We start from the raw sequence: 24,954 nt of genomic DNA on the forward strand, positions 1-24,954 counted from the left end.
ACGGGAGAGAGTACGACGGCGTGAAGGCGGCGGGACGCCCGGTACGGGCATGGCTGCGGGACCACCTGGCGGCGTCCGACCCCGGCCTGCTGCGGCTGACGGCCGGACTGCGGACGGTGGGCGCGATCGCGCTGACGCTGGCCGTGCTCGCCTCGGCGGGGTTCGACGTCACCCGTCTGGTGGCGGGGGCGATGGCGGCGATGGTCGCCACCTTCGCCATCCGCGAGAAGCAGCGCGGCGCCCAGGCGGTCACGCTGGCCCTCGGCCTTCCCGTCGCGCTGGTGTCCGTGTCGCTGGGCGCGGTGCTCAGCGAGCACGTCCTCGCCGGGGACGCCTTCTTCGTCGTCCTCATCTTCGCCGCGGTGTACGGCCGCCGGTTCGGGGACCGCGGGACCGCGCTCGGTCTGATCGGCTTCCAGGTCTACTTCCTGTCCCTGTTCGTCGGCGCCTCCCCCGGGCAGCTGCCGGGGCTGTGGGCGGCCCTGGCCGTCGCGTTCGCGTGCAGCGCCCTGGTGCGGTTCGCCGTCGTCCCCGTGACACCCGCCGGTCTGCTCCTGCGGCTGCGCCAGGCCTTCCGGGCCCGGCTGGCCCGGCTGGTCTCCGCGCAGCTGGCGCTGCTCGACGCCGGGCCGGACGAGGTGGACAAGGCCCTGGAGGACGTGCGGGAGGGCACCGCACGGCTGCACGAGACGGCCCTGATGATCCAGGGCCAGCTGGAGGAGGGCACGCCGGACGAGGCGACGGCGCGGCTGGTGCAGCGCCGGATCGCGGACGCGGAGATCGCCGCCGAGCGGCTCGGCCTGCAACTGCTGTCGGCGCGCAGTGCCGAGCGGGCGGACACCCTCACCCTGCACCTGCCCGGTGCGCCCGCCCCGGAGGTGGGCCGGCTGCCCGGCCCGGACGAGGCCACCGCCGCACTGCGGCGGGACCTGCTCGCGCTGCGGGCGCTGGTGGTGCGCACCGGGGCCGGCGGAGCGGGCGTGGCCCGGCTGCGCAACCGGCTGCTCGGCTACCGGGACGAGGAGAACCTGCCGGCCGCCACCCCGGCCGTGCGGGACGTGTTCCGGGCCGTCGGGGAGACCGCGCGCGCCGTCATGGGGCTGCGCGTCGCCCTGGAGGGGCCGCAGGACGAGTCGGACGACAGCCCGGCGACGGCACGCTCGCGGGAGGAGCTGGACGCCGAGGACGCCGCCATCGACGCCGGTGAGGAGACCGGGCCGGCCAATGCCCCGAAAGGGCTGCAACGGCCCACCACGCGCGCCGCGGTGCAGGTCTCCGTGGGTTCGACGCTGGCCATCGTCGGGGGCGAGCTGCTGTCCGCGCACCGCTGGTACTGGGCGGTGCTGACCTGCTGGATCGTCTTCATCAACACGGCCTCGACCGGCGAGATCCTGGTCAAGGGCTACCGGCGGCTGCTGGGCACGGTGTTCGGCGTGGTCGCCGGCATCCTGCTGGCCGCCCTGGTGGGCCGGCACACCTGGACGGCGTTCGCGCTGGTGCTGGTGCTGATCTTCGCCATGTTCTACACGGCACCGCTGTCCTACACGCTGATGTCGTTCTTCGTGACGGCGATGCTCGGGCTGCTCTACACCCTGCTGCACACCTACAGCTGGGAGGTGCTGGTGCTGCGGGTGGAGGAGACGGCGCTGGGCGCGGCCTGCGGGGTGGTCGCGGCGGCGCTGGTCCTGCCGGTGCACACCGACCGGCGCACCAACGAGCTGCTGGTCACCGTGCTGGAGCGGCTCGCCGAGGTGACCGAGGGCGCCGTCGGCCAGCTCAGCGGCGGGCCCGCCGGCGACCTGCTGGACCAGGCGCGGCGGCTGGACCAGGCGCTGGGCGACCTGCGCTCCGCCACCCAGCCGCTGACGCATCCGGTCACCCCGCTGCGGGCCAGGCGCACCAACGCGCGCTATGTGGTGGCGCTCCTGGAGACGTGCGCGTACCACGCGCGCTCGCTGGCGGCCACCGCGGAGCTGCTGCCGACCCATCCGTCGATCGCGGCGGACCCCCGGCTGCGCGGGGCGGCGGGGCGCACGGTGCGCAACATCGCGACGATCGCGGACCGCGTCGCCGACGAGGACGTCACCGCGCCGGTCGAGACCGGGCCGAGCATCGCGTCCCTCCTGGGCGGCGACGGCACCGCCCGCTACGGCCGCATCACCGACCGGGTGCTGCGCCACCTGGAGCGCCTGGACGAGGCCGTGGTCGGCCTCGCCCGTCCCCTGGACGTCCCGGTGAGGGCCCCCGAGCGATGAGGCCGCGCCGGCACGGACGGGGCCGGCGCGGTCCGGGGGCGCCGAGGGCCGGCGCGGTGCGGCCCGGGGCCCGGCGGCCGGTCGCCGCGTACGGCCCGGCGTCGACGGAGCCGCGGCGGCCGGCCCGCACCGTGACCGGCGTCGCGCGGCGGCCGTGCGTGCGGTCCGCCGGGGCGGCGGGCCCGGTGGCCGGGTCGTGCCCGCCCGCGCGTACGGCCCCGGCGGTTGCCGGGGCCGTACGCGCGGGCGGGGTTCAGAAGTCGGTGGGGAGGCCGCTGGCCTCGGCGATGCCTCGCAGTTCCTCGTTCTGGCGGTGGCGGTCCCTGATGTAGTCGGCGATCTCGCCCAGGCGGGAGGGGTCGGCGGCGGTCGCCGCGTCGGTGACCACCCGGACCGGTCCGGTCTCGTCGACCTCCAGCTCGACCACCTCGTTGTCCAGGCGGCCGGTGACGGCGGTCGCGATGACGAGGGCGGCCTCGTCGCGGACCTCCTGGGGAAGCTCCTCGTCCCCGCCGTCCAGCGCGAGGTCCAGGCCGGACAGCCGGTGTTCCTCGATCGCCTGGAGGACCGGCTCCACCACGTGGAGCAGAAGCCGGTAGTCCTCGGTGTCCATCCGGACCCGCAGGAGGTCGAGATAGACGTCCACGGGCCTGCCTTCCGGGGGAATCTCGGATTCGCTCATTCGCTTCGTGTTCCCCGCACACCGCGGGTCATACGGCGGCCGGGGCACCGGCCCCGGGCGCGTCCTGCCCGGCCGCCGCCAGCCAGTCCCGCGCGGTGGCGAGGGCGTGGCGTACGTCGCGGGTGCCGGTCGACACGCACAGGGTGTACGCCAGGTCGCCGCTCCGCGGGTCCTGGCCGGCCGGTCCGCTTCCGGCCGCCGTCAGGGCCTCGTACTCCTCGACGAGCCGGCGCAGCACGGTGGGGTGGGGCTTCAGCATGTGTCTCGCTCTCCGAGGGGGCGGGCGCCGCTCACGCCGTCGCCGAGTGTCCGCCGGTACCGCGGCGGCCGGTGCGCTGTCCCATCACGTCGGCGCGCACCCGGGCGCAGCTGCGGCTGATGAGACGGGAGACGTGCATCTGGGAGATGCCCAGCCGGTCCGCGATGCGGCTCTGGGTCATGTCCTCGAAGAACCGCATGTAGAGGATGGCGCGCTCGCGCTCCGGCAGCCTGCGCAGTCCCTCCTTGGCGGACTCGCGGTCGACCACGATGTCGTAGGAGGTGTCCGCGGCGCCGAGGGTGTCGGCGAGGCTGTAGCCGTCGTCGTCGGACGACAGTTCCGCGTCCAGGGAGAGGGTGCTGAAGCTCTCCAGGGCCTCCATCCCGGCACCGACCTCCTCCTCGGTCAGCCCGGTGTGGGCGGCGATGTCCGCCACGGACGGCTCGGGGCTGCCGGGGTTCTGGGTGAGTTCACGCCGGGCCACCCGCACCTTGTTGCGCAGTTCCTGCACCCGGCGGGGCACGCGCAGGGCCCACATCCGGTCGCGGAAGTGCCGCTTGACCTCGCCGGTGATGGTGGGGACGGCGTAGCTCTCGAAGGCCCCGCGGCTCGGGTCGAAGCGGTCGATGGCCTTCACCAGGCCCAGGGCGGCCACCTGGCGCAGGTCCTCGACGGCCTCGCCGCGGTCGCGGAAGCGGCCGGCGATGCGGTGGGCCATGGGCAGCCACGCGGTGACGAGCTCGTCACGGACGGCGTCCCGCTCGGGGCCGTCCTCCAGGGAGGCCAGCCGGGTGAAGAGGGCGGCGGTGTCGGGGGCGTCGTCATGCCGCCGGCGGGGCGCGGCGGTCGTCGTGTCGGAGGGGCCGGGACGGTGGGTGGGCGTGTCAATGAGCATGCGGTTCGCTCCCGAACGGTGGTTTCAGGGATCTACCGCGGGAGGGTCGCCACCGGACGCCCGGAGGGTCCACAGCAGCCACCACTCCCGCTGGCGCGCCTCCGGTCCGAAGCACGAACCTCCGATTGCCCCCTCGCCGGTGGAACAAACTCCGCTTCGTCGCGCGATGTGCCGGGGGGCATTTCCACCGGTCAGGGCAGGGGTACCACGGCGGTGATGCACTTGCCGCCGGCGGGCAGGTCGGACACCCGGATGTCACGGGACAGCCGGCACACGATGGGCCAGCCGTGGCCGCCCGGGCGGCGGCGTCCCTGCCGGTCGGCCGACGGCACGACGACGGGCAGCTCGCTGCTGCGGTCGCTCACCGACAGACGCACTCCGGGGCCGCTCACGTCGACCTGGAAGTCGGTGATCCCGCCGCCGTGCAGCATGGCGTTGGTGGTGAGTTCGGAGGCGACGAGCAGGGCGTCCGCCAGGGCCTCGGTGTCGCAGGGGGTTCGGGTGGCGCGGCAGCGTTCGGACACCGCCCGCGCGACGGCCTCGCGGACCTCGGCCGGACAGCAGGGGCAGGGGGATCCGGCCCGGCGCGCGCCGGCCGGTTCGAAGGTTTCGGTCGTGTGCTCCTGACACATCGCGCGGCTCCCTGAACGGTGACGTAATAGGTTGATAATGCATCGGGCGTCCCTTTTCGGCTCACCTGTCCCGGCACCGGCAAACCTCCCGGCCGTCCACTGAATACGTGTCATCCGATCGGCGCACGGGGGTACGCGGACGGTATGACCGATGTGGTGGACTCGGACGAACTGATGCGGCGCATCCAGCGGGCACGGGCCTGCGCGGCGCAGGAGGAGCGGACCTGGCGGGCCCGGGGCGGGGAACCGGGAGGGGCGGGCGCCGACGCTCCCGGCGCGGCGCGCGACGCCGAGGTGCGCGCGGTGGCCTACGGGGTGGTGCTGCGGGTGCTGGACGAGATCCTGACGCCGGGCAGGCGCCGGGCGGAGGGCTGAGGGGGCGGCCGGGCGTCGCGGATTGGTCCCGTTCGTTCCCGGGCACCCGGGGGCCATGACGATCGATCACGGCCGGGCGCCGGTTCTGGAAGCACTGGAGGAGTACCACCGCAGCGGACGGCTGGCCTTCACACCACCCGGGCACAAGCAGGCCCGCGGGGCGGATCCCGCGGTGCGCGAGGTGCTCGGGGACTCGGTGTTCCTGGGCGACGTGCTGGCGTCGGGCGGCCTGGACGACCGGCTCACCCGGGGCCGGGTGCTGCAGCGGGCCCAGGATCTGATGGCCGACGCGGTCCACGCCGACCACACGTTCTTCAGTACGTGCGGGAGTTCCCTGTCGGTCAAGGCGGCGATGCTGTCGGTCGCGGGGCCGCACGAGAAGCTGCTGATCGGGCGGGACGCCCACAAGTCGGTGGTGTCCGGGCTGATCCTGTCCGGGATCGAGCCGGTGTGGGTGGAACCGCGGTGGGACGCCGAGCGGCACCTCGCGCACCCGCCGTCGGCCGACGACTTCGACCGGGCCTTCGACGCCCATCCGGACGCGCGCGGCGCGCTGGTGACCAGTCCCACGCCGTACGGTGCCAGTGCGGCGCTGCGGGACCTCGCCGAGGTGTGCCACCGGCGCTCGCGCCCGCTGATCGTGGACGAGGCCTGGGGCGCGCACCTGCCCTTCCATCCGGATCTGCCGTCCTGGGCGATGGACGCGGGCGCCGACATCTGCGTGACCAGCATCCACAAGATGGGCAGCGGTCTGGAGCAGGGCTCGGTGTTCCACCTGCGGAACGATCTGGTGCCGCCGGCGCTGCTGGGCATGCGCGCCGATCTGCTGGGGACCACCAGCCCGTCGGTGCTGATCTTCGCGGGCCTCGACGGCTGGCGGCGCCAGATGGCCCTGCGCGGCAAGGAGCTGATGGGATCGGCGCTGGCGCTCGCCGACGAGGTCCGGGCCGCCATCGAGGAGATCGACGGCATGCACGTCAACGACCGGGACGACTTCTGCGGCCCGGAGCTGGCGGACGACTTCGACCCGCTGCCCGGTGTGATCGATCTCGACGGTCTCGGGATCACCGGCTTCCAGGCGGCGGACTGGCTGCGCGAGCACCGCGGCGTCGACGCGCACCTGGTGGACCACCGCCGCATCGGGATGCAGATCACCCACGCCGACGACCGGGAGACGACCGGGGAACTGCTGTCGGCGCTGCGGGACCTGGGGCGGGCGGCGCGGGACCTGCCCCGGGCGCCGAGGGTGGACGTGCCGCCGCCGGGCGAACTGCGGATGGAGCAGGCGCTGCTGCCGCGGGACGCGTTCTTCGGCCCGGCCGAGGCCGTGCCGGTGGCCCGGGCCGCCGGACGGGTCGCGGCCGAGATGATCACGCCGTACCCGCCCGGCATCCCGGCCGTCCTGCCGGGCGAGCGGCTCACCGAGCCCGTGCTCCGCTATCTGCGGACGGGGCTGGCCGCGGGCATGCACCTGCCGGACCCGTCGGATCCCGCCCTGGACACGGTCCGGGTCGTGGACGAGCGCGCCGGCTGAGGGCGGTGAAACGGGTCACGCGACCCGGTTGCCTGGACACCGCCGGGATGGTTTATCGTTCATTCATACGTGGTGGCGGAGTCGACCCCCCGTCCTCCGGACACCACCGCTTACGGCCCTGGCTGGCTTCCCCCGTCCAGCCAGGGCTTTTTCATGCCCGGGCGGGGCCGGGCACGGGAACCCGGCCCCGCGTGTCCGCCGAGGTGCCCCGAACGGCCGCAGCGGCTGAAATGAACGTAGGGAAAGCACCGGAACCGAACGCCCGGCGAGGAGCCCCGCGCCATGACCAAAGCGATCAAACTCCTGACCGCCCTGCCTCCGCCGCAGCGTGAACGCCTGATGGCACTGGCGCGGGAGGTGTCCTTCCCCGAGGACACCCGCATCTTCGAGACGGGAGGCACCGCCGACCGGTTCTGGGTGATCCGCTCCGGCGCGGTCTCGCTGGACCAGCGGGTGAACGACCTGCGCCGGGTGACCGTCGCAGGCCTCGGCGTGGGCGATCTGCTGGGCTGGTCCTGGCTGTTCCCGCCCCACCGGTGGGACTTCGGCGCCGTGGCCTTCAGCCCGGTGCGCGCCTACGAGTTCGACGCGGCGGCCGTGCTCCGGCTCTGCGAGGAGGACCCGCGGCTCGGGATGACCCTGGTGCGCACGGTCGCCGAGGTGCTCGCCCACCGGCTGGAGACGACGCGCGGCAAGCTGATGGAGCAGTACGCGATGCACCGGCGCGGCGGGGAGCTGTAGCGCGCGGCCCCGGCCCCCGGGGCGGGGCGGCACGGGCGGCGGTGTCAGGCTCCGGCGATCAGCGTCAGGCCGAGGACGATCATGGTGGCGGCGACCAGCCCGTCCAGGACCCGCCAGGCGGTGGGGCGGGCCAGGAAGCGGCTCAGCAGGCGGGCGCCGAACCCGAGCGCCGCGAACCAGCAGACGCTGGCCAGTACGGCGCCCAGACCGAAGGTCCAGCGCAGCGGACCGTGGTCGGCGGCGACCGAGCCCAGCAGGAACACCGTGTCGAGGTAGACGTGCGGGTTGAGCCAGGTCATCGCGAGGCAGGTGAGCACCGCCCGGCGCCGGGAGCTCGCGGCCTCCCCCTCCGTCACCAGTCCGGTGGCGGCCGGGCGCAGCACCCGGCGGGCGGCCAGGGCGCCGTAGCCGAGCAGGAACGCGCCGCCGACCCAGCCGACCGCCGTCAGCGCGCCGGGCCAGGCCACGACCACCGCGCCGACCCCGCCGACCCCGAGGGCGATGAGGGCCGCGTCGGACAGGGCGCAGATGCCGACGACGGCGAGTACGGCGTCGCGGCGGACGCCCTGGCGCAGGACGAAGGCGTTCTGCGCGCCGATGGCGACGATGAGGGAGAGGCCGGTGCCGAATCCGGCGGCGGCGGTGGTGAGGGCGCTGGTCATGCCGAGGACGCTACGGGCGGGGAGGCCCTTCAGTACAGCTAAGGATTCTTACGTACCCTTAGCTCTCGTGATGACGGATCTTCCGCTGGACCAGGTACGGACCCTGCTCGCCGTGGTGGACGAGGGGACGTTCGACGCGGCGGCCGCCGCGCTGCACGTCACGCCCTCGGCGGTGAGCCAGCGGGTGAAGGCGCTGGAGCAGCGCACGGGGCGGGTGCTGCTGCTGCGCACCAAGCCGGTCCGGCCGACCGGGTCGGGCGAGGTGCTGGTCAGGCTCGCCCGTCAGACGGTCCGGCTGGAACGGGACGCGTACGCCGAGCTGGGGCTGAGCGGGGCCGGCGAGCCGACCCGGGTGCCGGTGGCGGTGAACGCGGACTCGCTGGCGACCTGGTTCCTCGGAGCACTCACCCGCCTGCCGACCGATTCGCGGCTCCGTTTCGAACTGCGCCGGGAGGACGAGGCCCATACGGCGGCGCTGCTGCGGGAGGGGACGGTGATGGCCGCGGTGACCTCGTCGCCGGACGCGGTACCGGGCTGTTCCGTGCGGCATCTGGGACGGATGCGCTATCTCCCGGTGGCGGAGCCGGAGTTCGCCGTACGGCATCTCGCCGGACCGCTGCGGGAGGCGCTGCCCGGGGCGCCGGTGGTGGTGTTCGACCGCAAGGACGACTTCCAGGACGGCTTCGTGCGCCGGCTCACGCGCGGACGCTCCGAGGCGAGCGCGCTGCGCCACTACGTGCCGACCTCGGAGGGCTTCGCCGAGGCGGTCGCCGCGGGCCTGGGCTGGGGCATGGTCCCCGAGGCCCAGGCGGCCCCCCTGCTCCGGGCCGGCCGCCTGACGGTGTTCGCCCCGGACCGGGAGGTCGACATCTCCCTGTACTGGCAGCAGTGGAAGCTGGACTCCCCCGCGCTGGCGGCGGTGGCCGACGCGGTCACGGAAGCGGCGGCGCGGGCCCTGCGCCGCTAGGTCCTGTCGTCACCTTCCCGTCCGTCCCGCGGGCGACGGCGGGACGGTGCCGGCAGGACCCGGGCCAGGCTGTTCCCGGCGCTCTCCAGGAGCATGTCCAGCGCCGTCGGGTAGGCGCTGGTGACCATGCGGGTGGCCAGCAGCGGCGCCGCCTCGGCGATGCGCGGATGGGTGGCGGCGGGGAGGCGGGCGTAGGTGGAGCGCCACATCTCCTCGTCGGCGCGGCGCGCGGCGCCGGGCAGCGCCAGGGACGCGGCGTCGAGGGCGGCGAAGGCCAGCGTGGTGTCGATGAAGGCGTGGTAGACGCGGACCGTCTCCGGCAGCGGGAAGCCCGCCGTGCGCAGCACGTCCAGCACCGCCTCGTCGGCCGCCAGCTCGTTCGCCCGGCCGGAGACCCGGCTCGCCGTGAGGACGGCGGCCTGCGGGTGCGACACGTAGGCCGCGTGGATGCGCAGCCCGACGGCCCGCAGGTCGGCGCGCCACTGTCCGGTGGGGCGCCAGCCGTGCAGCGCACGGCCGATCAGCGCGTCCCCGATGGCGAGGGTCAGCTCGTCCATGCCGCGGAAGTAGCGGTAGAGGGTGCTCGGGTCGCAGTCCAGGGCGAGGCCGAGCCGGCGGGCGGTCAGGCCCGCACCGCCGTGTTCGCGCAGCAGGCGGAGCGCCGTCTCGACGATCAGCGTCTCGGACAGGATCCGGCCGCTGCGCGTCGGCCGGCGGCGCCGCCGGCGCTCCTCGGGGACCACGCGTTTCGGCATCGCCGCCTCCCGGTGCCCTTATGCCAACGCCATTGACCTTATGTCGTCGCGAGGCGTTGTATCTCCGGCCGGGGCCCCGCACACATCCCGGATCCGTGAAGGATCCACGAGGCAGAGAGGGAGTGCTCCGTCATGCGTGTACTGCTCGTGGGAGCCGGCGGGGTGGGCACCGCCGTCACCCGGATCGCGGCCCGGCGGCCGTTCTTCGACCGGATGGTGGTGGCCGACCGCGCCCCGGCCCGGGCCGGGGCGGCGGTCGCGGCCCTCGGCGCGGAGGGTGCCCGGTTCCGTGCCGAGCGCGTGGACGCCGGTGACGAGGACGGCGTGGCGGCGCTGCTCGCACGGTACGGCTGCGACGTCCTGCTCAACGCCACCGACCCCCGGTTCGTGATGCCGCTGTTCCGGGCCGCGCGCCGGGCCGGCGCCACCTATGTCGACATGGCGATGTCGCTGTCCCGGCCGCACGCCGAGCGGCCGTACGAGGAATGCGGGGTCAAGCTCGGCGACGAGCAGTTCGCGCGGGCCGGGGAGTGGGCCGAGGCCGGTGCGCTGGCCCTGGTCGGCATGGGGGTGGAGCCGGGCCTGTCGGACGTGTTCGCCCGGTACGCCGCCGACGAGCTCTTCGACCGGATCGAGGAGATCGGCGTCCGCGACGGCGCGAACCTCACGGTGGAGGGCCATGACTTCGCGCCGTCCTTCAGCATCTGGACCACCATCGAGGAGTGCCTCAACCCGCCCGTGGTCTACGAGGAGGGCCGCGGCTGGTTCACCACCGAGCCGTTCAGCGAGCCGGAGGTGTTCGACTTCCCCGAGGGCATCGGCCCGGTGGAGTGCGTGAACGTCGAGCACGAGGAGGTGCTGCTGGTCCCGCGCTGGGTCGACGCGCGGCGCGTCACCTTCAAGTACGGCCTGGGCCGCGAGTTCATCGACACGCTCAGGACGCTGCGCCGGCTGGGTCTGGACCGCACCGGACCGGTGACCGTGCCCGGCCCGGAGGGTCCGGTGCGGGTCTCCCCCAGGGACGTGGTGGCCGCCTGTCTGCCCGACCCGGCGACGCTGGGCGGGCGGATGCACGGCAAGACCTGTGCCGGCACCTGGGTGCGGGGCGTGAAGGACGGGGCGCCGCGCGAGGTGTACCTGTACCACGTGGTCGACAACCAGTGGTCCATGGCGGAGTACGGCTGCCAGGCCGTGGTGTGGCAGACCGCCGTCAACCCGGTCGTCGCCCTCGAACTGCTCGCCACCGGCGCCTGGTCGGGGACGGGCGTGCTCGGCCCGGAGGCGTTCCCGGCGGGGCCGTTCCTGGACCTGCTGACCGCGTACGGCTCGCCCTGGGGACTGCGCGAACAATGACCGCTCGCACGGCGTCACGTTGTTTCACCGCCCGTCGACAGGTCACCCGAAAGGAGCAAGGCACCCAAAAGGGTGCCTGTCGGTATTCACTCTTCACTCCGATCGCAGGTGACTCTCGATGGACAACTGGCGCAGCCGTGCGGCCTGCAGGACCGAGGACCCCGACCTCTTCTTCCCGATCGGCACCACCGGGCCCGCCCTGATGCAGGCGGAACAGGCCAAGGCCGTGTGCCGACGCTGCCCCGTGCAGGAGCAGTGCCTTCAGTGGGCGCTGGACACGGGGCAGTCCATCGGGGTGTGGGGCGGTACGGGCGAGACGGAACGCCGCGCCCTGAAACGCCGCATCGCCGCACGGCGTTCCTCCGGCTGACCGGGGCCGCGCCCGGCCGGCTCACGGGAGCGCGGCGCGGCGTTCAGCGGCCGGTGCGGCGCAGTGGCCCCCAGGGGTTCTCCTGGCGGGCCACTTCCGCCTGCGCCTCGCCGATCACACCGGCGTCGATCCAGCACAGCGGACGCACGTCCGTGACCAGCGGCTCGTTGTCGGGGCCGCGGGCGATCTCCCGGCCCTTGAGCGCCCAGGGCCGGATGTCGGACCCCTTCTCCCGCGGCAGGTGCTCGTAGTCGTACAGCCGGCGCGCCACCCACAGCTCCACCGGCCGGCCCTGCCACCACTTCTCCACGTCGAGCGGGTTGGCGGACAGTCCGGGCATGGCGACGCCCGTGAGGTCGTCGGTGCTGGACACGGCGCGCAGATCGGCCGCCGGACCGCGGGACCAGCGGACGTACAGGCCCCGGTCGCGCGTGACCAGTGCGGTGAGTTCGGCGAGTGTGCCGACGACCGGCAGATCGTCCGATGCCTCCATGATCGACCTCCCGCCACGCCAGGGGCTCGGGCGGTCGTAGTACCCGCCCCGCGCGAACGGAACCGGGACCGGCGCTCCCGCCGTGCCCGGCTCCCCGCACCGCAGTACGCTCGCGGGACACCGCCGGGAGGGGGCCGGTGACCCTGCTGACCGCGTCCAGGAGCCCGGGGACCGGTCACGCGGAGGTGCTGGCCCGCCTCCTGGAGGACTGAGGGGCGGGCCGCGGGCCCTACGCCGTCCGGTCGGCCGCCGCCCGTCCGGCCGCCCGGCCCGAGAAGAGACAGCCGCCGAGGAAGGTGCCCTCCAGGGCGTTGTAGCCGTGGACCCCGCCGCCGCCGAAGCCGGCCACCTCGCCGGCCGCGTACAGCCCCTCGACCGGCCGCCCGTCGGCGCCCAGCGCGCGGGAGTCCAGGTCCGTCTGGATGCCGCCGAGGGTCTTGCGGGTGAGGACGTGCAGCTTGACGCCGATCAGCGGGCCGGCCGCGGGGTCGAGGATGCGGTGCGGGGCGGCGACGCGGCCGAGGCGGTCGCCGATGTAGCGGCGGGCGTTGCGGATGCCCTGCACCTGGGCGTCCTTGCTGTACGCGTTGGCCATCTGCAGGTCGCGGGCCTCGATCTGGCGGCGTACGAGGGCCGCGTCGAGCAGCGGTTCGTCGGTGAGGGCGTTCATCTTCTCGACGAGCTGTTCGAGGGTCGGGGCGGTCACGAAGTCGGCGCCCCTGCGCAGGAACGCGTCCACCGGCCCGGGGGCGCCCTTGCCCAGCAGGCGGGTGCGCAGGAAGCCGGCCCGGTCCTTGGCGGTGATGTCGGGGTTCTGCTCGGAGCCCGACAGCGCGAACTCCTTCTCGATGATCCTCTGCGTGAGGACGAACCAGGAGTGGTCGTGGCCGGCGATGTCCCCGGTGGTGCGCAGGTGCTTCAGCGTGCCGAGGGTGTCGTAGCCGGGCAGGCAGGGTTCGGGCAGGCGGCGGCCGAGGGCGTCGAACCACATCGAGGACGGTCCGGGCAGGATGCGGATGCCGTGTCCGGGCCAGACCGGGTCCCAGTTCCGCAGGCCCTCGGTGTAGTGCCACATGCGGTCCCGGTTGACCAGGCGCGCGCCCGCGCGGGCGCTGATGTCGAGCATCCGCCCGTCCACGTAGGCCGGCACTCCGGTGACCATCTCGCGGGGCGGGGTGCCCAGCCGCTCGGGCCAGTACCGGCGGACCGTGTCGTGGTCGGCGCCGATGCCGCCGCTGGTGACGATCACGGCCTGGGCGGTGAGCTCGAACTCGCCGGTCGTCTCGCGGCTGGAGGCGACACCGCGCGGCGCGTTGTCCTCGGCCAGCAGGGTGCCGCGCACCCCGCGCGCGGTGCCGCCCTCGACGACGAGTTCGTCGACCCGGTGGCGGTGGTGGAAGGTGAGCAGTCCGTCGCGCGCGGCCTGCCGGGCGTACCGCACGAAGGGGGCGACGACGCCGGTCCCGGTGCCCCAGGCGATGTGGAAGCGGGGCACGGTGTTGCCGTGGCCGTCCGCGCGGAGGTCGCCGCGCTCGGCCCAGCCGACGGTGGGCAGGAAGGTGATGCCGTGGCCGTCCAGCCAGGACCGCTTCTCCCCCGCCGCCCACTCGACGTAGGCCCTCGCCCAGCGCACCGCCCAGGTGTCCTCGTCGTCGAGCCGGTCGAAGCCCGCGCTGCCCTGCCAGTCGTTCCAGGCGAGGTCGAAGGTGTCCTTGATGCCCAGGCGCCGCTGCTCCGGCGAGTCGACGAGGAACAGCCCGCCGAAGGACCAGAAGGCCTGGCCGCCGAGGTTGGCGGCGTTCTCCTGGTCCACCAGGGCGACCCTGCGGCCCCTGCTGGTCAGCTCGTGGGCCGCGACGAGGCCCGCGAGTCCCGCTCCGACGACGACGACGTCGGCATCCATGGCGACCGTCCCTTCCTGTTATCCGATGAGCAACGCGGTCAGAAGCTGCTTCAGCCAGGCCCGGGCGCCCGCGACGTCCCGGTCCAGCAGCAGTCGGGTGGTGACGCCGTCGTAGGCGGCGATCACGGCGTGCGCGGCGCCCTCGGTGTCGCCGAGGACGGCGGGCGGTCCGGTGTGGCCGCGGGCCCGGGCCAGCCGGTCCGCGACGGCCCGCCGCAGCCGCGCCCGGTGCTCCAGCAGGGTGCGCGCCACCTCCGGGTCGCGGGCGGCGTGCACCAGGAAGTCGGTCTTCACCAGCAGCCAGTCGCGGTCAAGGAGCAGGACCTCGGTGACGCGGTCCACGGCGGCGGGCACGTCGAGGCCGGGCCCGTCCTGGGCGAGGGCCCCGGCGACCTGCTCGGCGATCAGCTCGGCGCGCTCCGTGTACAGGGCGAAGAACAGTTCGTCCAGGCCGGTGAAGTTGGAGTAGAAGGCGCCCCTGGTGTAGCCGGCGGCCTCGCAGACCTCCTCGATCGAGACGTGTCCGAAGCCCTTGGCGGCGAAGACGGAGAACGCGGCCTCGAGCAGGTTCGCGCGCGTGCGCAGACGGCGCCCGGTGACGCGCCCCGCCGTGCCGTCCACCGCCATGCCGGCCCCGTTCCCTCGGTTCGATACGGGAACGTATCCGATACACCGGTGCATCGGAAGGTCCGGGAGGGGCGGGGGGCCGGGGTCCTGCCCCACCTGTCCCCCGCCGCCCTGCCGCTGTACGTGCTGCACCAGCCGGTCGTGGTCGCCTTCGCGTACGGCGTGGTCGGATGGTCCGCGCCGATGGCCGCCGAGTACGCGGTGATCGTGGCCGCCTCGCTGAGGGCGGTCCTCGTGCTGTACGAGTACGGGGTGCGCAGGTGGGCGGTGACCCGGTTCCTGTTCGGGATGCGGCCGGCCGCCCCGGCCGGGTCCGCCGCCCGCGCCGTGATCTGCTTTCCTTCTCCTGTCCGGCGGGAACGACCGGAACGACGGGACGACCGCGACGTCTGGAACGACCGGAACCGGGGACGATCATGCGAGCAACCGTGCGGCACGTCGCGCAGGGCATCCATCTGGTGCACGGCGCGAACACCAACTGGGTGATCCTGACGGAGGGGGACGCCGTCACGCTGATCGACACCGGCTACCCCGGTGACCGCGAGGGGCTGCTCGCCTCCCTGGCCGAGGTGGGGGGTTCACCGGAGGCGGTGGTGGCCGTACTGATCACCCACGCCCACAGCGACCACCTGGGATCCGCCGAGTACCTGAGCGCCGCGTACGGCACTCCCGTGTACGCCCACGAGGCGGAAGTCCCGCACGCCCGGCGGGACTTCCTGCACCAGGTGACCGTCGGGCAGGTGCTGCGGGGCGGCTGGCGGCCGGGCGTGCTGCCCTGGGCGGCGCACGCCCTGCGCTCCGGCGGGACGGCGGACGTGGCGGTCACCGCGCCCGAGCCGTTCCCGGGGCCGGGTCCGCTCGATCTGCCCGGCCGGCCCGTGCCCGTGCACACACCCGGCCACACCGACGGGCACTGCGCGTTCCACTTCCCGGACACCGGGGTGGTGGTGTCGGGCGACGCCCTGGTGAGCGGTCATCCCACCTCGCGGACCGAGGGACCGCAGATGCTGACGGACATGTTCCACCACTCCCGCGCCACCGCCGTGGCCTCGCTGGACGTCCTGGCCGGACTCGACGGCGACCTGCTGCTGCCCGGGCACGGCCCGCTGCACGAGGGGTCCGTACGGGACGCTGCCCGGCTGGCCCGGGAGCGCGCGCACTAGGGTGAGGTGACGGACGATCGCCCACGAGACGAGGACACCGCAGCCATGGCACTGCAGATCAACGCCACCAACCCGGAGCATCCCGCGCTCCTGTTGGAACTGCCGTGGCACCTGCCGCTGGAGGAGTGGCCCGAGGAGTACCTGGTGCCGCTGCCGCGCGGCATCTCCCGGCACGTGGTGCGCTACGCGCGCGCCGGCGACGAGGTGATCGCGGTCAAGGAGCTCGCCCGGCGGCCCGCGCTGCGCGAGTACGAGCTGCTGCGCGACCTGGACCGGATCGGCATCCCGGCGGTGGACCCGCTGGCCGTGGTCACCGGCCGCACGGACCCGGGCGGTGAGCCGCTGGAGAGCGTCCTGATCACCCGTCACCTCGGCGGCTCGATGCCGTACCGGTCGATGTTCGAGACGACGCTGCGCCCGGCGACCATGCACCGGCTGATGGACGCGCTCGCCGTGCTCCTGGTGCGGCTGCACCTGGCCGGGTTCGCGTGGGGCGACTGCTCGCTGTCCAACACGCTGTTCCGGCGCGACGCGGGCGCCTACGCCGCCTACCTGGTGGACGCCGAGACCGGGGACCTGCACCCGGAACTGAGCGTCGGCCAGCGCGAGTACGACCTCGACCTCGCACGCGTCAACATCAGCGGCGAGCTGCTCGACCTGGAGGCCTCCGGGGCGCTGCACCCCTCCGTCGACCCGATCGAGTTCGGCACCGAGATCTGCGCCCGGTACCAGGGCCTGTGGCAGGAGCTGACCCGCACCTCCGTCTACCCGGCGGGCAAGCACCACTACATCGAGCGCCGCATCCGCCGGCTGAACGACCTCGGTTTCGACGTGGCCGAGATGCAGATCGAGCACGCCTCCAACGGTGACACCGTCACCTTCGTGCCCAAGGTCGTCGACGCCGGCCACCACCAGCGGCAGTTGCTGCGCCTGACCGGTCTCGACGCCGAGGAGAACCAGGCCAGGCGGCTGCTGAACGACCTGGAGAGCTGGATGGCCACCCAGGACGACTACGCCCCCGGGGACCCTCTCGGCGCCCGCCCGGAGGTCCTCGCCCACCGCTGGGTGCGCGAGGTCTTCCGCCCCACCGTGCGGTCCGTGCCGCCGGAGCTGCGCGGCCCGATGGACGCCGCGGAGATCTACCACGAGCTGCTGGAGCACCGCTGGTACCTATCCGAGCGGGCCCAGCACGACATCGGCCTCGGCACGGCCGTCGAGGACTACATCAGGAACATCCTGCCGAGGGCGCGGGAGACGCTCCGGCCGACGGCCGGCTGACGGCGCGGGGTCAGGCCGGCGGCACCACGGCCACCGGGCAGTCCGCGTGGTGCAGGACGCCGTGGGCCACCGAACCGATCCGGCCGCCCACGGCCGTGCGGCGGGCGCGGCGGCCGACCACCATCAGCTGGGCGGTGCCCGCCACCGACAGCAGCACCTGTCCGGCGCTGCCCATCTCGACGTGCTCGATCACGTGCACGTCGGGGTGGCGCTCCCGCCACGGCGCGAGGGCCGCCGCCAGCGCCTTCCGCTCGTAGGGTTCCAGGCCGCCGGCCTCGTCGAGGAGCTGGAGCGAGGCGGGGCTGTAGGCGAACACCGGCGGCAGGGTCCAGGCCCGTACGGCGCGCACCGTGGCCCCGCGCCGGGCCGCGGTCTCGAAGGCGAGGCCGAGCGCGGCGGCGCTGTCCTCCGGGTCGCCCTGCTGACCGACCACGATCTCGTGCCCGGCGACCTCGTCCGACGCCTGGTCCCCGGCCCGCACGAACACCACCGGCCGCTCGGCGTCGACGACCACCTGCTGGCCGACCGAGCCGACCAGGAAGCCCATGATCCGCCCGTGTCCGCGCGAGCCGAGCACCAGCATCTCCGCCTCCGCGGCGGCACCGGTCAGCGTCCGGACGGCGTCGCCCTCCAGGACGTCCGTCGTCACGGCGAGACCGGGGTGGCGTTCGCCGACGGCGCGGACCGCCTCGTCCACCGACGCGCGGACCCACCGCTCCTGTGCCGCCCGGTCCCCCGTGTCCACCGCGTCGTGCGCCTCGAACCGCCAGGCGTGCACCGCCCTGAGCGGCAGTCCCCGGCGGACCGCCTCCCGCGCCGCCCAGGCCAGCGCGGCGAGGCTCTCCCCGGTTCCGTCGATCCCTGCCGTGATCGGGCGCGTCATGCGGTTCCTCCCGGTGTCGTGTCCGCTCTTCGCGTGATCCAGTCTTCCCTACGCCGCCGCGGCGGCCGCACGCGGTCGCGCCGTGCGCGGAGTCCATCCGTACCCGAGCGCACCGGCGCGAGCGCGCACAGGGGGCGGGGCCGGTCCGGGGCCAGGCGGGGCGGGTGCCGGCGGACCGGGCGCGGACGCTGCGCCGCCGAGGAACCGCGGCCGGGAACCCGCGGCCGCCGCTCGTCGTTGTCCGGTCACCCCCACCGGTCCGTGTACGGCGACAACAGGGCGGCGTGATGCAGGAGTTGGTCCCCGGCGGCAATCTGACCCTCCCGGGCGGCGCGGTGACCGTCCGGGTGCCCGGCCCGTTCGACGTGTCCGCGCTGATCACGGACGACGGCGGAAGGGTGGCCGGCGACGGCGACTTCGTGTTCTACAACCAGCCGTCCGCACCGGGGGCCCGGCTCGGCGGGGACGCGCTCACCCTCGACCCGGCGGCGCTGCGCCCCGGCGCCACCCGGGTCACGGTGGTGGTCGGCCCCGCCGACCCCGGCACCCCGCTGAGCGGGCTGCCCGTCCCCGTGCTCCGGGTCGCCGACGCCGGCGGACGCCCGCTCGCCCGGTTCTCCCCGCCCCGGGCGCGCCACGAGGCCGTGCTGCTCCTCGCGGAGATCTACCGGCGCGGCGGGGACTGGAGACTGCGCGCCCTGGGGCAGGGCTACGACGATGGACTGGCCGGTCTCGCACGGGACTTCGGGGTCGACGTGGCGGACGACGACGGGGCGGCCGCCACACGCACGGCGCCCGCCGCGCCGCACCGCCCGGCCGCCGGGGACGGCTTCCTCGACCTGGTGAACGCCGCCCGGGCCGCCGCCGGTTCGCCTCCGGTCGCCCATGACGCGCGGCTGGCCGGCGCGGCGCGGGAGCACGCCGCCGTGATGGCGCGGGGCGGACGCCTCGGCGTCGAGGGCGTGGACGGCGTCTCCGTCCACCAGCGGGTCGTCGCCGCCGGATACCCGTACCTCACCGTCGGCGAGCACCTGGTCTCCGGGCCGCTCGGCGTCGACCGGTTCGTCGACCACTGCCTGCGCCACGGCGCGGCCCGCCGCACCGTGTGCGACCCCTCCTTCACCCACGCCGCCCTGGGGTCCTGCGAGGGGGCCGGCGGCCTCTACTGGACGGCGCTGTGGGCCAGTCCGCTCACCCCGGACGGGCTGAACCGCGCGACCGGCGAGGTCATCGACCTCACCAACCGGGAGCGCGCCCGCGCCGGACTGCCGCCCCTGTCCCACGACCCCCTGCTGACCGCGGCCGCGCAGGCGCACAGCGCCGACATGGTGGCCCGCGACTTCTACTCCCACACGGCGCCCGACGGCGGCAGGCCCCGGGACCGGGCCGCCGCCGCGGGTTCGGCCCTGCGGACGGTCGGCGAGAACATCGCGTGCGGACAGCGCTCGGCCGCCGAGGCCGTCCAGGGCTGGATGAACAGCCCCGGCCACCGCGCCAACGTCCTCGAGGCCGGCTTCACCCGCATCGGCGTCGGATTCGCGGGCGGCGGCCGGGCGGGCACGTACTGGACCCAGCTCTTCGGGGGCTGACGGCACCGGTCCCGGTGCCGCCCGCACACGATCCTGGCGGAAGGAGAAAGTCCGGGTGAGGATGCCCCCATGAAGGGTGATCTGTTTTCCGGTCGGCACATGGTGCGGCCGGCCACGGCTGCGGGCATGTCCGTCGAGAACGCCAAGTGCGTCCGCTACACGGTCGACGGCGAGATGCACGCCCGGCAGGGCGCGATGATCGCCCACCGCGGCGACCTCCGGTTCGAGCGCAGGGGCCAGGGCGTGGGCGGCATGCTCAAGCGGGCGGTGACCGGCGAGGGGCTGCCGCTGATGACGGTCAGCGGACGGGGCGAGGCCTGGTTCGCGCACCAGGCGCAGAACTGCTTCGTCGTCGAGGTCGAGCCCGGCGACGAGTTCACCGTCAACGGCCGCAACGTCCTGTGCTTCGACTCCTCGCTGTCGTACCGGATCGCGACCGTGAAGGGCGCCGGCATCAGCGGCGGCGGGCTGTTCAACAGCGTCTTCACCGGGCACGGCCGGCTGGGGCTGGTGTGCGAGGGGGATCCCCTGGTGATCCCGGTGTCGCCGGAGCACCCGGTGTACGTGGACACGGACGCGGTCGTCGGCTGGACCGCGGGACTGGCCACCTCGCTGCACCGTTCGCAGTCGCTGGGCTCGATGCTGCGCGGCGGGTCCGGCGAGGCCGTGCAGCTGATGCTGCGGGGTGAGGGGCACGTCGTCGTCCGGCCCAGTGAGGTGACGCCGCAGCGGGCCCAGCAGCACTGAACGCTGTTGACCCCGGCCGCCGCGCGGGTCAGGGTGGAGCACGGCGCGGATCACCAGCCCCGGGCCGGAAAGGTGACAGTCGTGATCGGGATCGCCGACATCGAGACCGCGGCCGAGCGGATCGCCGGGCACGTGGTGCGGACCCCGACCGTGCCGAGCCCCGGGCTGTCGGCGCTGCTGGGCGTTCCGGTCACGGCGAAGCTGGAACTGCTGCAGCGCACCGGTTCGTTCAAGGTGCGGGGCGCGGCGGCGAAGTTGCTGTCGCTGAGCGAGGCCGAGCGGGCCGCCGGGGTCGTGGCGGTGAGCGGCGGCAACCACGGGATCGCCCTCGCGGTCATGGCCGCCGCGCTCGATGTGAAGGCCACGGTGGTGATGCCGCGTTCGGCGCCCGTCCGGGCCGTGGAGATCGCGGAGTCCGCGGGCGCCTCGGTGCGGGTGACCGACGACATGGGCGGCGCGTTCGCGCTCATGACGCGGCTCCGGCAGGAGGGGCTGACGCCGGTGCACCCCTTCGACGACCCGGTGGTGATCGCCGGTCAGGGCACGGTGGGGGCGGAGTTGGCCGCGGACGCCGGTGACCTCACGGACGTCCTGGTGAGCATCGGGGGCGGCGGACTGATCGCCGGGGTCGCGGCGGCGCTGCGGGCGCTGCGGCCCGGGGTGCGGATCTGGGGCGTGGAGACCGAGGGCGCGCAGGCGATGTCCGAGGCGCTGGCGGCGGGCGGCCCGGTGCCGGTGGAGCTGTCGTCGATCGTGTCCACGCTCAGCGCCCCGGCCGTGTCCCGGCTGACCTACGCGCATGTGTCGGAGCTGGTCACCGAGGTGCTGGTGGTGCCGGACCGGGAGGCGGTGCGGGGCTCGCTGGAGCTCGCGGACCACGCCAAGGTGTGGGCCGAGCCCGCCGCCGGCTGTCTGCTGCCCGCCGCGCGGCGGGTGCTGGAGCGGGTCGGCGCGGGGGCCCGGCTCGGTCTCGTGGTGTGCGGCGGCAACGCCACCACCGGCGACATGATCGCCTGGGCGGAGCACTTCGGGCTTCGCTGAGCCTCCCGTTGAACGGACCCCGCCCGCTCCCCCGTACCACTGGGGGGCGGGATCCGGCGGCGCCCGGGTGCGCACCTTCGGCCGCGGCTTCCCGCCGGGCGGCGGGCGCGGCCTCCCGCTGCGCCGGACGACCCCGGCCGCCGCCCGGGAGGAACCCGCCGGCCGGGAGGTCTGCGGGCCTTCCTACGGACGTTTTGGCCCGCCGCGGACCGCACCGCGCGGGGCGCGCAGCTTGTGCAGGGGCCACTCGTGCAGCGGGCGGGTGAGCCAGCGGGCCCGGAAGGTCCGGCCGGGGAGGGAGCAGGTGACCCGCAGGCGGTGCGGCGTCTCCAGGAACACCAGGTCCACGGCGAGGGTGTCGCCGTCGGTCCAGCCGCCGCTCGCGGCGGTCGGGACGGGCTTCTCGGCGGTCGTCCACCCCTGCCCGCCGGAGAACCGCGCGTCGAACCGCCCGCCGTCCTCGGTGAGGCCCAGGGTCCAGCCGCCGTCGGCCTCCGCCGTGACCTCGGCCGCGGTCGGCTTCGGCCGGTCGCCGCGGTCCCCGTCCTCCGGGGCGAACACGGCGCCGGACCACTCCCCGGCCCGCTCCGGCGGTACGGGGCCGCCCCCGGCCGGGGGCAGGGCGAGCCGGCCGAGGCGCTCGCGCAGGGCGGTGTCCGCGGCCTCGCGGCCGGTCAGCGGCCCGGGGCGGAAGGCGGGCAGGAGGTGCCGCCAGACCAGCTCGAGGTACTCCTGCATCCGCTCGGTCGCCGTCGTCACGGCGACCACCGCGTCGTGCCCGGGCAGGACGAGGCAGAACTGCCCGTAGGCACCGTCGCCCCGGAATCCGTGCCGGGACACCCAGAACTGGTGTCCGTAGCCGCGGTCCCAGTCCTGCCGGTCCTCCTCCCCCATGGCGCCGGCGGTCGGTATGTGCGGGCGCGAGGCACGGGCGACCCATCCCTCGGGCAGCAGCCGCTCGCCCCGCCAGACCCCGTCGTCCAGATAGAGCTGGCCGAGCCGTGCCACGGCGTCGGTGGCGGCGTACAGTCCGCTGAAGCCGATCTCGCGGCCGGTGCGGTCCCGCTGCCACAGCGCCTCGCCGATGCCCAGCGGGTCGAACAGCCGGGGCCGCAGGTAACCGGTGAGCGGCTGCCCCGTGACCCGCTGCACGATCGCGCCGAGGGTGTACGTGCAGGGCTGGTTGTACGCGAAGACGGTGCCCGGGTCGCGCTGCGGCGGCTGGAGCAGGAATCCGCGCACGGGTTCGGCGGGGTCGGCGGCGAACGCCGCGTCGACGGTCTCGCTCTCGTGGCCGCTGGCCATGGACGCCACGTGCCGGACCAGCATCGCCCGGCTGCGCGGGTCGGTGATGTCGGCCTCGAACTCCGGGAAGTACGACAGCACCGGGGCGTCGAAGTCGAGCAGTCCCTCGGCCTCGGCGAGGGCGGCGGCGGTCGCCGTGAAGCTCTTGCTGAGCGAGTACAGCAGATGCGGGCGCGGCGCGGCGTACGGCGCCCACCAGCCGGCGGCCACGAGGTGACCGTGGCGCAGGATCATCACGCTGTGCGGCTCGATGTCCGGGGCGGCTTCGAGGGCGTCGAGGAAGGCGTGGACGCCGGACGCGTCGACGCCCTGGGCGGCGGGGGCTGCGGTGGGGAGCGGCTGGGTGGTCATGGGAGGCATCCTGCCCGGGCCGCCGCCGGGTGATCCGTCGTTTTCCCCGCCCCGGGCCGGGGGACCCGGCCGGCATGGTGCGAATCGGATACACGATGATGACCGAGCAGGCCGGGCCCCGTGAGCTGGTCGACCATGTGGTGCGGGCCGAGGAGGCCGGCTTCGACTTCTCGGTGACCTCGGACCACTACTTCCCCTGGCTGGCGTCGCAGGGGCACGCGCCGTACGCCTGGAGCGTGCTGGGCGCCGCCGCGCAGGCCACCTCGCGCATCCCCCTGATGACGTACGTGACGTGTCCGACGGTCCGCTACCACCCGGCGGTGGTGGCGCAGAAGGCGGCGACGGTGCAGCTGCTGTCCGGGGGCCGGTTCCGGCTGGGGCTCGGCTCCGGCGAGAACCTCAACGAGCACGTGGTGGGCGGCGGCTGGCCCTCCGTGGACGTGCGGCACGAGATGCTCGAGGAGGCGGTGGAGATCATCCGCGCGCTGTTCGAGGGCGGCCACGTGAACCACCGGGGCACCCACTTCGACGTCGAGTCGGCCAAGCTGTGGGACCTGCCGGACCAGCCGCCGCCGATCGGCATCGCGGTGTCCGGGAAGCGGTCCTGCGCCCTCGCGGGCCGGCTCGCCGACCTGGTGATCGCCACCGAGCCGGAGGCCGGGCTGCTCGACGCCTTCGACCGGCACGGCGGGCAGGGCAAGCCGCGGGTGGGGCAGCTGCCGGTCTGCTACGACCCCGACCGGGACGCGGCCGTCGAACGCGCCCACGACCAGTTCCGCTGGTTCGGCAACGGCTGGAAGGTCAACTCGGAGCTGCCGCACCCGGACTCCTTCGCGTCGGCGACGCGGTTCGTCCGGCCCGACGACGTCGCCGGCTCGATTCCGTGCGGCAGCGACCCGGCGGACTTCGTCGAGGCCGTCCGCCCCTACGCCGAGGCGGGCTTCACCGAGATCGCCCTGGTGCAGATCGGCGGCGAGTCGCAGCCCGCGTACCTGGACTGGTCGGAGAAGACGCTGCTGCCGGCGCTGCGGGACGCCTTCGGCTGACGCCCCCGCCGGCCGCGGCCGGCGATTCACCCGTAGGGCTGAGCATCTTGTGTGGATGCGGGGTACTAGAGGTCTCTACGTCGGTACTTCCCGGAGGCCCTCTCGTGAACTCGTTCGTGCACAAGACCCTGGTGGTGGAGCTCCAGGCGGGCGTCGCGGATCGCTTTCCCGTGCTCGCCCACCTGAGCTACGACCCGTCCGACCCGTTCGCCGTCACCATCGTCTTCAGCCACGACGGCCGGGTCCTCGCCCGCTGGCAGCTGGACCGGGAGATGGTCACCGAGGGACTCACCCGCCCGGTGGGCATCGGGGACGTACGGCTGCGGCCGGAGTCCCGGGGGGTGGGGCGGGAGCTGCGGATGGAGTTCCTCGGGGAGGCGCACGCCGACGGCGGCCGGCACCACGCGGTGGTCTTCGCCTGGGCCGAGGCCATGGGCGCGTTCCTGCACGAGACCCGGCTGGCGGTCCCGCCGGGGTGTGAGGAGGTCCGCGTGGACGACTTCCTCGCGGACGTCCTCACCGGGAACTGAACCCCTAGCGCGTGGTGTGGCGGTACCGGGTCCACATCGGCAGGCCGAGCCAGCACAGCAGGTACCAGCCCACCACGCCGGCCACCAGGTACGGGACGAAGCCGTCATGGGTGGCCACGCGCAGGATGAGCAGCAGTGAGGCGCTGGTGGTGGCGAGCAGCAGCAGCAGGCCGAGCAGGGTGAGCCGGGAGGCCCACCGCACGGCCTGCGGTTTGATGCGCCGTCCGGAGACGAGCCGGTGCAGGGAGACGGGGCCGATGAGCGCGCCGGTGGCGCAGGCGCCCAGGACCACCGTCACGATGTAGATCGTCTGGTCCATGTCGGACAGCTTGGCGTAGGTCGGGGTGAACACCACGGTCAGCAGGAAACCGAAGAGGATCTGCACTCCCATCTGGGCGACCCGGATCTCCTGTATGAGCTCCGTCCACATCCGGTCCGCTCTCTCCTCCGCGGTCTCGTTCCGCCCCCGGCGCGTGTTCGCGCCCTGCTCCGTCTCCGACACGGTTGCTCCCTTCGGT

Annotated in this window: 27 protein-coding genes; 15 read left to right on the forward strand and 12 right to left on the reverse strand. The window is 74.4% G+C overall.

Translation table 11 applies throughout. The annotated features are described in order from the left end of the window. Nucleotides 1–20 precede the first annotated feature (20 nt). Nucleotides 21–2,255 (forward strand): FUSC family protein, encoded by a 2,235-nt coding sequence (locus ACFY3N_RS25245; RefSeq protein WP_390819163.1) that lies wholly within the window; start codon nt 21–23, stop codon nt 2,253–2,255. A 253-nt stretch (nt 2,256–2,508) separates the two neighbouring features. Here ACFY3N_RS25245 and ACFY3N_RS25250 read toward each other — a convergent pair whose 3' ends face one another. From ACFY3N_RS25250 to ACFY3N_RS25265, 4 genes are all read right to left on the reverse strand, one after another. Beyond that, a complete protein-coding gene (locus ACFY3N_RS25250) occupies nt 2,509–2,937 on the reverse strand; it encodes a hypothetical protein (RefSeq protein WP_390818992.1) in 429 nt (142 codons plus the stop codon). A gap of 28 nt (nt 2,938–2,965) precedes the next feature. Beyond that, nucleotides 2,966–3,196, reverse strand: a complete 231-nt coding sequence (locus ACFY3N_RS25255) for a DUF5133 domain-containing protein (RefSeq protein WP_390818993.1) — start codon at nt 3,194–3,196, stop codon at nt 2,966–2,968. 31 nt (nt 3,197–3,227) lie between these two features. Further along, a complete protein-coding gene (locus ACFY3N_RS25260; RefSeq protein WP_390818994.1) occupies nt 3,228–4,091 on the reverse strand; it encodes a SigB/SigF/SigG family RNA polymerase sigma factor in 864 nt (287 codons plus the stop codon). A 191-nt stretch (nt 4,092–4,282) separates the two neighbouring features. Next, nucleotides 4,283–4,723: an ATP-binding protein gene (locus ACFY3N_RS25265; protein WP_390818995.1), complete on the reverse strand. Its 441-nt coding sequence runs from the start codon at nt 4,721–4,723 to the stop codon at nt 4,283–4,285. A 144-nt stretch (nt 4,724–4,867) separates the two neighbouring features. Between ACFY3N_RS25265 and ACFY3N_RS25270 the strand changes: the two genes are divergently transcribed. The 3 genes from ACFY3N_RS25270 to ACFY3N_RS25280 all read left to right on the forward strand — a co-directional run bounded on the left by ACFY3N_RS25270 (nt 4,868) and on the right by ACFY3N_RS25280 (nt 7,373). Beyond that, a complete protein-coding gene (locus tag ACFY3N_RS25270; protein WP_390818996.1) occupies nt 4,868–5,098 on the forward strand; it encodes a hypothetical protein in 231 nt (76 codons plus the stop codon). A 55-nt stretch (nt 5,099–5,153) separates the two neighbouring features. Further along, nucleotides 5,154–6,632, forward strand: a complete 1,479-nt coding sequence (locus ACFY3N_RS25275; protein ID WP_390818997.1) for an aminotransferase class I/II-fold pyridoxal phosphate-dependent enzyme — start codon at nt 5,154–5,156, stop codon at nt 6,630–6,632. A gap of 282 nt (nt 6,633–6,914) precedes the next feature. After that, complete coding sequence (locus tag ACFY3N_RS25280; RefSeq protein ID WP_390818998.1) at nt 6,915–7,373, forward strand: cyclic nucleotide-binding domain-containing protein; 459 nt, start codon at nt 6,915–6,917, stop codon at nt 7,371–7,373. A 44-nt stretch (nt 7,374–7,417) separates the two neighbouring features. On the opposite strand, the gene ACFY3N_RS25285 is transcribed toward ACFY3N_RS25280, so the two are convergent. After that, entirely contained in the window at nt 7,418–8,035 is a 618-nt protein-coding gene (locus ACFY3N_RS25285; RefSeq protein WP_390818999.1) for a LysE/ArgO family amino acid transporter, read from the reverse strand. A gap of 70 nt (nt 8,036–8,105) precedes the next feature. On the opposite strand from ACFY3N_RS25285, the gene ACFY3N_RS25290 reads away from it, so the two are divergent. Continuing rightward, nucleotides 8,106–9,002 (forward strand): LysR family transcriptional regulator ArgP, encoded by an 897-nt coding sequence (locus ACFY3N_RS25290; RefSeq protein WP_390819000.1) that lies wholly within the window; start codon nt 8,106–8,108, stop codon nt 9,000–9,002. Here the strand turns inward: ACFY3N_RS25290 and ACFY3N_RS25295 are convergent. Continuing rightward, nucleotides 8,999–9,757 carry a TetR/AcrR family transcriptional regulator gene (locus ACFY3N_RS25295; protein WP_390819001.1) on the reverse strand — a complete coding sequence of 253 codons (759 nt, stop codon included), beginning with the start codon at nt 9,755–9,757 and terminating at the stop codon, nt 8,999–9,001. The genes ACFY3N_RS25290 and ACFY3N_RS25295 overlap by 4 nt on opposite strands. 132 nt (nt 9,758–9,889) lie before the next feature. Here ACFY3N_RS25295 and ACFY3N_RS25300 point away from each other — a divergent pair, with 132 nt between their 5' ends. Continuing rightward, on the forward strand, nt 9,890–11,110 hold the full coding sequence (locus ACFY3N_RS25300; protein WP_390819002.1) for a saccharopine dehydrogenase family protein: 1,221 nt from the start codon (nt 9,890–9,892) through the stop codon (nt 11,108–11,110). Between the two features lie 118 nt (nt 11,111–11,228). Beyond that, nucleotides 11,229–11,480, forward strand: coding sequence for a WhiB family transcriptional regulator (locus tag ACFY3N_RS25305; RefSeq protein WP_390819003.1), 252 nt, complete (start codon nt 11,229–11,231; stop codon nt 11,478–11,480). 43 nt (nt 11,481–11,523) lie between these two features. On the opposite strand, the gene ACFY3N_RS25310 is transcribed toward ACFY3N_RS25305, so the two are convergent. From ACFY3N_RS25310 to ACFY3N_RS25320, 3 genes are all read right to left on the reverse strand, one after another. Further along, nucleotides 11,524–11,973, reverse strand: coding sequence for a DUF6098 family protein (locus ACFY3N_RS25310; RefSeq protein WP_390819004.1), 450 nt, complete (start codon nt 11,971–11,973; stop codon nt 11,524–11,526). A gap of 229 nt (nt 11,974–12,202) precedes the next feature. Continuing rightward, a complete protein-coding gene (locus ACFY3N_RS25315) occupies nt 12,203–13,876 on the reverse strand; it encodes an FAD-binding dehydrogenase (RefSeq protein ID WP_390819005.1) in 1,674 nt (557 codons plus the stop codon). Between the two features lie 18 nt (nt 13,877–13,894). After that, on the reverse strand, nt 13,895–14,503 hold the full coding sequence (locus tag ACFY3N_RS25320) for a TetR/AcrR family transcriptional regulator (protein ID WP_390819006.1): 609 nt from the start codon (nt 14,501–14,503) through the stop codon (nt 13,895–13,897). A gap of 48 nt (nt 14,504–14,551) precedes the next feature. Between ACFY3N_RS25320 and ACFY3N_RS25325 the strand changes: the two genes are divergently transcribed. From ACFY3N_RS25325 to ACFY3N_RS25335, 3 genes are read left to right on the forward strand one after another with little or no spacing between them, the layout of a single operon-like run. Beyond that, a complete protein-coding gene (locus ACFY3N_RS25325; protein ID WP_390819007.1) occupies nt 14,552–14,989 on the forward strand; it encodes a hypothetical protein in 438 nt (145 codons plus the stop codon). Then, nucleotides 14,920–15,666, forward strand: coding sequence for an MBL fold metallo-hydrolase (locus tag ACFY3N_RS25330; protein WP_390819008.1), 747 nt, complete (start codon nt 14,920–14,922; stop codon nt 15,664–15,666). The genes ACFY3N_RS25325 and ACFY3N_RS25330 overlap by 70 nt, the downstream gene beginning before the upstream one ends. A 45-nt stretch (nt 15,667–15,711) precedes the next feature. Beyond that, nucleotides 15,712–16,944: a DUF4032 domain-containing protein gene (locus tag ACFY3N_RS25335; protein WP_390819009.1), complete on the forward strand. Its 1,233-nt coding sequence runs from the start codon at nt 15,712–15,714 to the stop codon at nt 16,942–16,944. Between the two features lie 10 nt (nt 16,945–16,954). Here the strand turns inward: ACFY3N_RS25335 and ACFY3N_RS25340 are convergent, their stop codons facing one another. Beyond that, a complete protein-coding gene (locus tag ACFY3N_RS25340; protein WP_390819010.1) occupies nt 16,955–17,827 on the reverse strand; it encodes a universal stress protein in 873 nt (290 codons plus the stop codon). A 287-nt stretch (nt 17,828–18,114) separates the two neighbouring features. On the opposite strand from ACFY3N_RS25340, the gene ACFY3N_RS25345 reads away from it, so the two are divergent. From ACFY3N_RS25345 to ACFY3N_RS25355, 3 genes are all read left to right on the forward strand, one after another. After that, complete coding sequence (locus tag ACFY3N_RS25345) at nt 18,115–19,416, forward strand: CAP domain-containing protein (protein WP_390819011.1); 1,302 nt, start codon at nt 18,115–18,117, stop codon at nt 19,414–19,416. Between the two features lie 69 nt (nt 19,417–19,485). Then, nucleotides 19,486–20,163, forward strand: a complete 678-nt coding sequence (locus ACFY3N_RS25350) for an AIM24 family protein (RefSeq protein ID WP_390819012.1) — start codon at nt 19,486–19,488, stop codon at nt 20,161–20,163. Between the two features lie 81 nt (nt 20,164–20,244). Further along, a complete protein-coding gene (locus ACFY3N_RS25355) occupies nt 20,245–21,204 on the forward strand; it encodes a threonine/serine dehydratase (protein WP_390819013.1) in 960 nt (319 codons plus the stop codon). Nucleotides 21,205–21,387: 183 nt separating this feature from the next. Here the strand turns inward: ACFY3N_RS25355 and ACFY3N_RS25360 are convergent, their stop codons facing one another. Beyond that, nucleotides 21,388–22,860: a serine hydrolase domain-containing protein gene (locus ACFY3N_RS25360; RefSeq protein ID WP_390819014.1), complete on the reverse strand. Its 1,473-nt coding sequence runs from the start codon at nt 22,858–22,860 to the stop codon at nt 21,388–21,390. A 74-nt stretch (nt 22,861–22,934) separates the two neighbouring features. Between ACFY3N_RS25360 and ACFY3N_RS25365 the strand changes: the two genes are divergently transcribed. Together ACFY3N_RS25365 and ACFY3N_RS25370 are read left to right on the forward strand one after the other, a co-directional pair. After that, nucleotides 22,935–23,906, forward strand: coding sequence for an LLM class F420-dependent oxidoreductase (locus tag ACFY3N_RS25365; RefSeq protein WP_390819015.1), 972 nt, complete (start codon nt 22,935–22,937; stop codon nt 23,904–23,906). A gap of 104 nt (nt 23,907–24,010) precedes the next feature. After that, nucleotides 24,011–24,436: an SsgA family sporulation/cell division regulator gene (locus ACFY3N_RS25370; protein ID WP_390819016.1), complete on the forward strand. Its 426-nt coding sequence runs from the start codon at nt 24,011–24,013 to the stop codon at nt 24,434–24,436. A gap of 4 nt (nt 24,437–24,440) precedes the next feature. On the opposite strand, the gene ACFY3N_RS25375 is transcribed toward ACFY3N_RS25370, so the two are convergent. Beyond that, nucleotides 24,441–24,938, reverse strand: a complete 498-nt coding sequence (locus tag ACFY3N_RS25375) for a DUF6328 family protein (protein WP_390819017.1) — start codon at nt 24,936–24,938, stop codon at nt 24,441–24,443. Nucleotides 24,939–24,954 lie beyond the last annotated feature (16 nt).

This window comes from Streptomyces sp. NPDC000348 (assembly GCF_042898795.1).
Taxonomy (GTDB): domain Bacteria; phylum Actinomycetota; class Actinomycetes; order Streptomycetales; family Streptomycetaceae; genus Streptomyces.